The following is a 10,839-nucleotide window of genomic DNA, read 5'->3' as shown; positions in this document are numbered from 1 at the left end:
ATGCGTGATCTGATCCTTCAACTCAGCAAAAGTTCGATTTATTCAACAAAGTCCCCCAACACGCGCACTGAATTTCGTTTATAGCGCAAACACGAAAGCCTTTAACACCGACACCGGTCTGTTTGATGTGGCTATTCGTGGCGATCACTCTTCTGCAACCAGCTTCAAACTGGAAGCTATCGTTGATGACTCTGACAACACCCTGTTCAGCGTTGGCGGCGAAGCAACCAAACTGAAAGTGGGCGCGCGCTTTGGCGGGACCGATCTGGGCTCCATCGGTGGCACAGTGGGTACGAAGTCAACGGCATGGACTACCCTGGTTGACTCTTCAAACAACACCGGCGTCTCTTCTGGCCTGTGGAACCTGACCACCAGCGCAGGCGCGACGGCAAACACCGAAGTGACCGGCCAGGACAAGTTTGTGTTCTACGTCGATTCTGCACAGGACAGCACCGGTGCGGCGAAAGAGTTCAAAGACCTGACCAACAGCCTGTGGGAAGGTACTGTCTCCGTTGCGTTCCGCGCAACCTGGGGCTAAGAGCTGACAGTTACAGGGGCGTAAGCCCCTGTTTAGGGAAATATCATGTTTAGCCTCAAACCCATCTTCTTCTCTTTATTATTTATTTCCTCCTCCGCGCTGGCGATTAATGTTGGCAAAGTCACCACCATTATTCCTGCCGATGCGGATTCCACCGCCAAGGAATTAAAAAACGAAGCGGACAGCGTGCGCATTATTTCCATCAGCGCCCAGCGTATCAGCAGCCCGATGGATGAAGGCGTGGTGATTAATCCAGAGCAAACCGACGAGCTGCTGCTGACGCCCACGCGCATGGTCATGCCCGCCGGAACCAGCAATATCGTCAAATTTTACTATCACGGTAAGGCCGACGATCGGGAGCGCTATTACCGCATTACCTTCATTGATGAAGGGGTCAGCGAAGATCTCGACAACGGCACGCAAAAGAATGGCAAAGGGATGACCCGCGCCGTGGTGAGCACCATTCTGGTGGTCCAGCCCCGGAAGAAGAACGTCGATTTCGTCTACGTGGCCGGGAAGATCACCAATAAGGGCAATACCGCGTTTCGCGTGAACGCGAGCGGAACTTGCCTGAAACCCAACCCGGAATCGCCGACCACGCCGTGCGTCAAAAACTTTTACCTGATGCCGGGCACTTCCCGCGCGATCGACGATATCAACGTAACGGACAGCCATTTTCATCTCGGAATTTGGGACCTGAAACAGTTCATTCCTGTTAAGTAAGGATGCATGGTGAAAAATAAATTAGTGTTGCCGGTGATGATGGCGTGCACATCCGGCCTCTTGCCCGCGTATGCGCATGCGGCCTCCAGCTCCGTGGTTATCGCTAATTACCGTTTTCCCGACTCGCTCTATGCCCTGCTGGAGCAGGGGATCAAAATCCCCGTTTATCTGGTCAATACCCGCCCGGGTGCAGCGCAACAGGCGGGCAGCACCGGTGACGTGAGCGAGTATGTCCGTATTGGCGACGTAACGATCTACGCAGAAGACCGACAGCTCGGGCTGCGCGATGTCCAGGTCCAGGAGTCAGACAACGGTATTCGCCTGTCAAAAGAGATGCGGACGCTGCTGCAAAGCATCAACGGCAAGCAGTTTGACGACCATATGCGTATTCCGGTGAGCGCCGGGTCGGCGTTCGAGTTGGATCAGAAAAAAATGCGCCTGCTGCTGAACCTCTCCCAACGTGACTACGGGGTCAATATTCGTCCGCGTGAGGTGGATATCGATGCCCCTGAATCAGACGATCTGAGCGGCACGCTCTCCTATAACCTGGGGGCGTATCACACCGAGAGCGGCTACAGCGACAGCTGGTCATCCGGCTATCTCAACGCCAAAAGCTGGGTCTCGATGGGGGTCGATCACCTGCTGGTCGATGGCTCGGGCTACGTTAACGAGAACAGCAGCGACACCCAGATGAACGCGGTGATGTGGGAACGTGACTATCAGGGCATGCGCTACGCCGCCGGGATGTTGAACGGCTGGGCGATGCAGTCTCTCGCCAGCGTCAGCGGGATCTCCGGCGGAGAGGTGTACGGCGTCTCCGTGGGGAACCAGGCCAACTCGCGTAAGCGGGACAATACCCTCTCCCTGACACCGATCGTGGTCTATTTCCCGACCGCCGGAGAAGCCCGCATTCGTCGTGACGGCCAGCTTATTGGTATTCAGCGCTTTGACGTGGGTAACCACGAAATCGACACCAGCGCGCTGCCCTACGGGATTTACAGCGTGGAAGTCGAGGTGGTCAGCGGCAGCCGCACCGTGTCACGGAGCATGTACACCGTGAACAAACCTTTCACTAACAACGTGTCGGAATCGCTGCGCTGGCAGACGTGGGGCGGGATTTATAGCCGCGACAAATCCGTCGTCAACTATAAGAAGTACGCCAAACGGAAAAACGAGCAGGACAACAGCTACTACTACGATTACGACACCAAACATAAAGACACCATGTCGCTGGTCGGCGCCTCCTTCAGCAAGCGCAGCGGGATGGTCGACTGGAACGCCTCCGGCTATATGATGCGCGAACACGTGGTCAGTGAACTGTGGGCCTCCCTGAACCTGACCGGGTACTTCTCGGTGAATACCCAGACGATGGCCGCCTCTGACGGAACGTACCGCGCCAACTACGGGGCTAACGTCAGCCTGCCGTGGAATATCGGTTCGGTCTGGTACTCGCATGAGCAGCTCTCCAGCGGCAAGTTCCTTGATATCTATGAAAACAAAGGCAACACGTGGGGGGCATCGTTCAGCCTGCCGTCGTTTGGCCTGCCGTCCGCCGGCAACCTGAGCCTGATGCGACAGGAAGACGACGTATACCGCTATAAACGCTATCAGGTTGACTACTCCCAGGGGCTGTATGCCGGTCGTTATGGTACGGCGCGCCTGCGGGTGGGGATGTCGCGCAATAAATACGAAGGCTATTACGAAGAGAAAGACCGCTACGTGATGCTCGATTTCTCGATCCCGCTGGGTAACACCGTCTCGGTGGGCGTTTCCCATAACCGCGATACCGGCACGGCGCTTAACGTCAGCGCCAGCCGCCAGTTCGAAGGAGATTACCTGAAGTCGGTTACCGCCAACGTTTCACGAGCTTTCAGCAGCAACCAGGATCGCACCGTGAGCGGCGGGGGCAGCGTGAGCTTCGACACGCCGTGGAACAGCAACATTCTGAGCGTGCAGAGCGGCACCAGCAAAGGCTGGAACTCCACGCTGACCAGCGACGGCAGCGTGGGCTGGTCGAAAGAGGCGGTTGCGGCCGGTAAAGGCACCCACAGCGCAGGGGTGATCGTCAGTACCGGGCTTAAGTCCGACGAGTCGCTCACGCTGAAGCTCAACGGCCGCACGGAGCGCATCAAGGGCGATAAAACCTGGCTGTCGTTACCGGCCTATCAGGCCTATGACCTGGAGGTCATGAACAGTGAAACCGGCACCGAAAGCTATGACATTGGCGCAAACGCTCGTCGTCATATCACGGTTTACCCGGGGAACACGGTGGTGATGAAGCCGCAGGTGAAAAAAATCGTCACCCTGTTTGGCCGCCTTGTTGATGCCAACGGTAATCCGGTGAGCGCCACGCAAATCAAAAACCACGTGGGTCTGACCCGCACCGAAAACGACGGTCGCTTCGTGATTGACGTGGACAAGAACAATCCGGTGCTCAGCATTGCCACGCCGGACGACAGCGTCTGCGAGGTGCGTCTGGATATTGCATCCAACCGTGGCGCGCTGTGGCTTGGGGACATCTCCTGCGATAAAGGCGATTTCGTCTGGCAGGAAGCAAAAGGAACACGGGAACGTGACGATGAAAAAGATATTCGCTCTTAATCTGCTGCTGATAAGCGCGGCGGCGCAGGCGCAGCAGATGCCCTATTTCGCGATCAACAATCCGGACAACAACGGGACGGGCAACACGGCGGCGCTGTTCAGTCTGAACAGCACCTCCACCGCGTTTTTACACGGCTCGCGGGAGTGGCCCACCCTGAGTGCGAAAACCAACAACGGGATTGCCACCTATATTCCGGACAACAGTTTTAACGGCCCGGCAGGCAGCCCGCTGACCATCAACTTCAGCGTCACAGGCTCCAGCGCCTCGCCGTTCTTTAAGGGCACCGCGTGTTCGTCAAGCTGTGGTACCACGGGCTATACCGCGACGACCAGCTATTCCGACACGTCCATGGTGGTGAAACCGCCGGTCATTGAGCCGGGCACCGCTTATGGCCGCTGGGTGCTGGGGGATCCGTTCTTTGATTATCTGCTCAATGCTGCATCTGGCAACGAGGTGACGATTACCTCCACGCCGCAGATCTCCTCTATCGGCAAGGTCACCACCACCAACACGCTGCATAAGGTCGGCACATTGACCATGACCAACTCGCGGGCGCTGGATCTGGGCATTGACCCGATCAGCGGCGAGGTGACCATTGTGGATGGTTCAACCGGGGCGACGTGTACTAAATACACCCGCAATACGGTGTCGGGTGTGCTTTGCGAACTGCTGGAATACACCTTTGTCGGGGAAGATATCACCGGCTACAACCCGGGGCTGGCGCTGACCTCGTCCCGCGTGAACGGCGTGCTGCAATCGCACATGAACGGGGGGACGGGGCTGGCGGCGGAAATCACCTTCGATGAGAGCAACTGGTACAGCATCTCCGGCGGCATCCTGAGCGACACTCGCGTGCTGGCGAATACCTTCCTCGCGGCGCCGCAAAAAAACGGCGGCAAGGCGTACCTGAAAATCTTCCTCCCGAAGGCGCTGATTTTGAGCGTGGCGCAGGCGGGGGATGGCAACAACATCGGCAATATCGTCAGCCTGTGCCTGACGCCGGGTAACAGCTCGCTGGCGGCGGATTTCTGCTTCCAGCCGGGGGGCGGGCTGGTGATTGACCCTATCCAGCCAGGCCTTGCGATCGTGCCGGATAACCCGGATTACACGCTCGACCCTAACGGCCTGGGCGGTTCCGGGAAAGGCACGATTGGCGAGGGGCCGATAGAGATCCCCTACACCATTACCTACAGCGGCGCGCAAAAAGATGCCGCGATTGCGGTCACGGTGAAGGTCACCGGGCCGACGCAGAGTCTGAACGGCGTGGACTACTGTGCCTTTAGCGGTAACGGCTTCACGGTGCCTGTCCCCGGTAACGTGTTGCTGGGCAAAAGCCAAACGCTGAAGGCGCATAACTGCAAAGGCGAGGCGCTGTCCATTCCCGCACCCGCCACCCATGCGGAAGAGTGGGACAAGATAAGCTCAGGCGTGACGGACATGTGGCTGTGGAAAACCCCGCTGGTATTGCAGTTTGTGATGAATAACCCGGTATCGAAAACCACCTATGACGGTAATACATGGTTTGGTGAAGTGACGGCTCAGGGTCGAATTGATGTCAGTGCATCCTGGAATTAAACGTGTATGACTGGAAAATTCCTGGCTATTTTCGCAATAAATTGCTTCATTTCCGCAAGCGCAAATGCTTTAATTATTGAAAATCTAAATATTGATTTTCTACCTGAAAAAGAAGTTGTTTTTCAGCCAATAAAAAACGATACCAGCGTACGACAGAATTATACTGTTTCGCTTATTCAGGTTGATGTCCCAAAAGAACACGGGAAAGAGACTGAAATAAAAGATGGCGAGGTGATGTTCTCGCCAAAACAGTTAACTCTGGAGAGCGGCGAGCGGGCCGGATTTAAGTTTTATTATACCGGCCCGCACGACAGCAAAGAACGCTATTATCGCGTTAAATTCACCGAGACGCCGCTTCAGGCGCGGGTTGTGATGAGCAAAGGCCAACGCATTCAGTCGGATGTGGTGGTTTCGCTTGAGGCTATTTTAATTGTCCGACCATGGACAAGGCATTTTGATTATACGTTTAGTAACGGGGTGGTGAGTAATACCGGGAATACCTGGTTTAAATATGTCTCTTCTCAGGGATGTAGCTCACAATATAATGACTCAAAATATCTTCCACCGGGTCAACGGCTGGAAATAGATAATTACGCGCAGCCCGCAAGGCGGATGATTATTTATGGAAATAAAATCATCCCGCTTACGCGCTGCCCGTAACAACCGCTTTCCTTCATAAAAGGAAATTATCCTTTGGCGCAAGCTGAAGATTTACAACTACAGGAGAATAAAATGAAAGCGATTTCATTCGTAGAAGCGAAAGATATTATCGGTGGTGCATTAAACCCATTCGCTGGCCTCGTTAAAGGTGCACAGCTGGGTTATGACACCGGTGCAAGCATCATGGGCATGGTAGGCGGCGTGGTTGGCGGAATTCTGGGTGGCGCAATGGGCTTCCTGGGTGCGCTGGTTGGCAGCTACAACTAATTCAACGAACAGGAAGACAATCATGCAAGTTATCGATTTCAAAAAAGCACAGGCCATCATCGGTGGCTGGGATCCGTTTGCTGCTGCCCTTCAGGGTGCGAGCGCAGGCTATAACGCAGGCAGCCAGATGTTAGGCGCGCTGGGCGGCACCATCGGTGGTGTGTTTGGCCTGGTGGGCGGCTTCATCGGCGGCTTCTTCAGCGCATAAGTTATCGACCTATGCTTATGGCCCGCTTTGCCGGGCCATTTTTTTATTTCAGCCACGGATAATTATGTTTTCGCTTTTTCAGTATAAAAAAAAGGGTAAGACACCCGTTATTCGCCAGCATGAATATACCGAATGTGGGCTGGCCTGCCTGGCGATGGTGCTGGGGCACTATGAACACCACGTCTCCGTCAGCCAGCTGCGCAGGGAGCTTACCGTCTCTGCCGACGCGGGCACCTCGATGGCGGAACTCATGACCCTCGCCAGCGATAAAAATATGACGGGCCGGGTGCTCAAGGGCGAAATCACTGAAATTGAAAGTGCCGAACTGCCGCTCATCGCCTTCTGGCGCGGCAATCATTTCGTGGTGATCGTGAAGGTTGACGGGCGCAGCGTAACGGTCCACGACCCGGCCAGCGGCGTGCGTCGCTACAGCCTCAAGGAGGCGCAAAAACTCTTTTCCGGCTACGTGCTGGAGCTGAAGCCGACGCCGCGTTTCGACAAAAAATCCCCTGACGAGACGCTCACGCTGGGGCGGCTGGCCAATAAATCCCCGAGCTTATTTCAGCGGCAGGTGCTGCTGTTTGTGCTCTCGATTTTTACCCTCATCACCATGCTGGCCAGCCCCACTTACGTGCAGCTGATCATGGATGAGGCCATCTCGCGCAACGACAACGATCTGGTGATCTTACTCACCGCCATTTTCGCTATCGTCTTTATTTTTGAAGTCATAGGTAAGTTCCTCAAGCAACTGCTTGAGATCCTGATGCGTAACATCGCCTATGACGACCTCAGCCAGTCGGTTCGCCGCTATATGCTGCGTACCCAGACCGGCTGGTTCCGCAGCCGTCCGCCGGGCATTGTGCTGGCGATTGAAAAATCGCTGCATGCCTGTGCGGAGTTCATCAGCAATGGCTATGTGCAGATCCTCTTTTCCAGCTTGATCGCCTTCACCAGCCTGCTGTTTATGCTGCTGTATAACGTGAAAATCGCCGTGCTGACGATGCTGCTGATGGGGGTGTTCTTCCTGATCCGCTTTTCGCTGATCGGCCCTTACCAGCGCGCGGTGGACGACTCCATCGAGCGCACCGCAAAGTATGAATCGCTGCTGGTGGAGACGCAGAAGGGGATCATCACCCTGAAGGCTAACAACATGGAGCAGGCCCGGGACGCGGTGATGGATAAATCCCAGCGTGAGCACATAGCCGGGCTGATGCGCAAAGAGCGCCTGCTGGCCCGCTTTGATGTTGCCTCGCTGCTGGTGATCAACGCCGAGCAGCTGCTGGTGGTCTGCTTCGGCGCGTGGCTTATCCTGGAAGGGCAGATGAGTATCGGGATGCTCTACGCCTACATCAGCTACAAACGCTATTTCTCCGACGCGATGGTACAGGTGGCGCAAAAGCTGCTGGACAAAAATGCGCTGAAAGGGCCGCTGGATCGCGTGGGCGACCTGCTGTTTGCCCCCTCTGAAGCCAGCCAGTTTGGCCGGAAGATTGTGACTTCACCCGTCAGTCTGGCCTTTGAGGATGTCTCTTTTGCTTATCCGGGACGTGAGGCGACCCTGCAGCACATCAACATGACGCTGAAGCAGGGCGAAGAGGCGGTGATTGTCGGCCAGAGCGGCTCCGGGAAAACCACGCTGCTGCGTCTGATCTCTGGGATGTTGCTCTCCACATCGGGCAGCTTGCGGATCAATGCGATCCCGATCACCGAGTGCGATCTCTCCTCTTTGCGCCAGCATATTCGCATTGTGCATGCGGACGATATTCTCTTTACCGGCTCTATTCTGGATAACCTCTCCTGCTTTGATAGCGCGCCGGACAAGGAGCGGGTGATTGCTGCCTGCCGGCTGGCGGAGATTGACCACGTGGTTGCGCGTCTGCCGCACGGATACGAAACGGAGCTGCTGCCGGGAAACACCTTTTTCTCCGCCGGCGAGATGCAGCGTCTGGTGCTGGCGCGCGCCCTGTACAGCCAGCCGAAGCTGCTGCTGTGCGATGAAGTGACGGCAAACCTCGATAAAACCACGGCGCAGAAGGTGCTGGCGAACCTGCGTGGTCTGGGGATTGGCCTGGTGTTTGTCACCCACTCGCCGGAGGTGGTGGGCTGTCACGGACGGCTCTACACCATGGAAAACGGCACGCTGCGGGAGAGTGAGCAATGATGTTTCTGCCCCGTCTCTACGCCCGACTTTGCGCCCGGCAGGCCGGACGTACGCTGCTCGCAAGCCGGATCACGCAAAACTACAGCCAGTTTATGCGCTGCCCGGAGGCTGACGTCCCGCCCGATTTTCTGCGCCAGAACGCCCTGGAGATGAGCGGCTTTCATTTTGTCGAGCAGATCTTCCCGCCCGCGCTGTGGCGGCGCAACGTGCGTTTCGATCTCCACGCCCGGGTGGCGGCATTTACCCGCGAGCAGGATTTCTATTCTCAGCCCCGCACTCTGCTGCTGGGCATGCGCTGGGCCGGATTTGGCCTGATCGCGGATGCGCTGCTCGCCACCGCGCCAGACGACGTGCGCTTTCAGTTTGTTACCCGCCTTCCCGCGCTGCACAAGCTGATGGCGGCACACGAGGAGCGGCGGGCAGGGGCGTTTTTTACCCCGCACCGGCTGGTGACCGTGCTGCTGGTGGATGAGCGCCTCCCGGATGCGGCGCTGTTCATGACCCAGGCGGGCGACCAGAAAGCGTGGTTAACGGACGTGTCGACGCGCTTTTTAACGCGCTACGGATACGTGATTCGTACGCTGCTGCCCGGCTGTTCGCTGCACTCGGCGGAATTTGCGCTGGAGAGCCAGACCTATGCCCCTGCGGAGTACCGTCAGGCCGCCACCGCCACGCTGAACGCGTTGCGTAAAACCCCCACGCTCTGGAGTGCATGGGACGATCTTTCAGTGATTTATCATGGATGACATGTCGTGAAATTAAGAAACCGAAACCGACAACGTCGGGCGCTGATCCCGCACCATTTTTCAAAGAGCTACGAGATCAACGCCCCGCGGCTGAAAGGCGTGTTAACGCTGTTTATCTCCTTTTTTCTCTGTCTGCTGGTCTTTTCGATCGTCTTTAACTTTTCGGAAACCACGCTGGCGCGCGGGGTGCTGATCCCGGCCCAGGGGGATGTGGAAGTGCGTGCCAGAGAGTCCGGCACCATCGTGGATTTTGCCGTACGTCCAGGCCAGTACGTGAAAGAGAATGACCCGCTTTTTACCGTGTCGCAGGACTACGGCGGCAAGCAGGGCTCGGTGGTGCAGTTCGATCGCCAGCAGATGGAGGCGGAGAAAAAGCGCAGCGAGCAGCGCGTGCAGACCATTGAAGATTCTATCGCTACGTACCGGAAAAACCTGGCGCAGCAGCTGGATATTGCCGACCGGCAGATTGTGGTATCCCGCGACAAAGTGAAAAAGCTGCGTGCGTTGCTCAAAAACAGCACCGATACCTATGAGGCGTGGAAAGCGATATCAGGGAAAGGCTATGTGTCGAAGGTCGATCTGGATAAAAGCCACAATGACGTGCTCAACGCGCAGCTTAACCTGACGCTGGAGGAGAGCAGTATCCTCGATCTGGAGGCGCGCAAAACCAGCCTGACCGACAGCACTCAGTCGCAAATCGACTCCCTGAGCCAGGAGCTGCTGTACGTGAAAAACCGGATCAGCGAAATTGACCGCAACCTCTCCAGCCGGGGCAGCTCTACGATGGCCATGCTGGCCCCTGCCGATGGCTACGTGGTAGCGATCAACTTCCCGCCGGGCCGGGCCATTACGCAAAACAGCGAGGTGGTGGTGGTGATCCGTAAAAACACCGCCGCGTCGATGGAGGGGTACCTCTATGTGCCAGCTACGGGCGTGGGTCGGGTGGCGAAAGGGGATAAGGTGAAGCTGCGCTTTGACTCCTGGCCGGTGGATAAATATGGCTCGGTGGAGGCCACCCTGTCTGATTTTTACGAGGTGAATATTGATGCGCATTCGGCGCTTATCCCGCTGCAGGAGGGGCAGAACTACTATCTTGCCAAGGTGCGGGTGCCTTCCTGGTTTACCGATCCGGACAACAAAAAGCGTCTGCTGATGGGCGGGATGACGGTGAACGCCGATATCGTTATCGATCGCAAACCGCTTATCAATCTGCTGATTGCGCCGCTGGAGCGGGTGCGTAAACGGTTTATCGATTGACCCGATTTCATCGTTCATCGCCCATTAGCCCACAGGCTAACGCCGGTCTGTACTGCACCCATTTTGTTGGACGATGAAATGGAATAGTCCCTGATATGTCAA

The 10,839-nt window shown here is 56.4% G+C and carries 10 protein-coding genes; all 10 read left to right on the top strand.

Annotation, left to right across the window (positions count from 1 at the left end; all coding sequences use genetic code 11):
- Nucleotides 1-40 precede the first annotated feature (40 nt).
- The 10 genes from HX884_RS23130 (at nt 41) to HX884_RS23085 (ending at nt 10,737) form a co-directional block, all read left to right on the top strand.
- Entirely contained in the window at nt 41-538 is a 498-nt protein-coding gene (locus HX884_RS23130) for a common pilus major fimbrillin subunit EcpA (RefSeq protein WP_309138899.1), read from the top strand.
- A gap of 45 nt (nt 539-583) precedes the next feature.
- A complete protein-coding gene (locus tag HX884_RS23125; protein ID WP_020686458.1) occupies nt 584-1,261 on the top strand; it encodes a fimbria/pilus periplasmic chaperone in 678 nt (225 codons plus the stop codon).
- Between the two features lie 6 nt (nt 1,262-1,267).
- Nucleotides 1,268-3,862 carry a CS1-pili formation C-terminal domain-containing protein gene (locus HX884_RS23120; RefSeq protein ID WP_178328863.1) on the top strand — a complete coding sequence of 865 codons (2,595 nt, stop codon included), beginning with the start codon at nt 1,268-1,270 and terminating at the stop codon, nt 3,860-3,862.
- A complete protein-coding gene (locus tag HX884_RS23115) occupies nt 3,840-5,438 on the top strand; it encodes a receptor (protein ID WP_178328862.1) in 1,599 nt (532 codons plus the stop codon). The genes HX884_RS23120 and HX884_RS23115 overlap by 23 nt, the downstream gene beginning before the upstream one ends.
- Before the next feature lie 6 nt (nt 5,439-5,444).
- Nucleotides 5,445-6,098 carry a hypothetical protein gene (locus HX884_RS23110; RefSeq protein ID WP_013094845.1) on the top strand — a complete coding sequence of 218 codons (654 nt, stop codon included), beginning with the start codon at nt 5,445-5,447 and terminating at the stop codon, nt 6,096-6,098.
- Between the two features lie 72 nt (nt 6,099-6,170).
- Entirely contained in the window at nt 6,171-6,365 is a 195-nt protein-coding gene (locus tag HX884_RS23105) for a hypothetical protein (protein WP_013094846.1), read from the top strand.
- A 22-nt stretch (nt 6,366-6,387) separates the two neighbouring features.
- Nucleotides 6,388-6,573 carry a hypothetical protein gene (locus HX884_RS23100; RefSeq protein WP_013094847.1) on the top strand — a complete coding sequence of 62 codons (186 nt, stop codon included), beginning with the start codon at nt 6,388-6,390 and terminating at the stop codon, nt 6,571-6,573.
- Between the two features lie 64 nt (nt 6,574-6,637).
- Nucleotides 6,638-8,734: a peptidase domain-containing ABC transporter gene (locus HX884_RS23095; protein ID WP_020686461.1), complete on the top strand. Its 2,097-nt coding sequence runs from the start codon at nt 6,638-6,640 to the stop codon at nt 8,732-8,734.
- Entirely contained in the window at nt 8,731-9,480 is a 750-nt protein-coding gene (locus HX884_RS23090) for a hypothetical protein (protein ID WP_178328861.1), read from the top strand. Before HX884_RS23095 ends, HX884_RS23090 begins: the two co-directional genes overlap by 4 nt.
- A gap of 6 nt (nt 9,481-9,486) precedes the next feature.
- Complete coding sequence (locus HX884_RS23085) at nt 9,487-10,737, top strand: HlyD family secretion protein (protein WP_013094850.1); 1,251 nt, start codon at nt 9,487-9,489, stop codon at nt 10,735-10,737.
- Nucleotides 10,738-10,839: the final 102 nt, after the last annotated feature.

It is taken from the genome of Enterobacter sp. SECR19-1250 (assembly GCF_013391025.1).
Lineage (GTDB): Bacteria > Pseudomonadota > Gammaproteobacteria > Enterobacterales > Enterobacteriaceae > Enterobacter > Enterobacter cloacae.
Note: the sequence above shows the minus strand (reverse complement) of the source record. Positions and strands in the feature narration are given on the sequence as shown.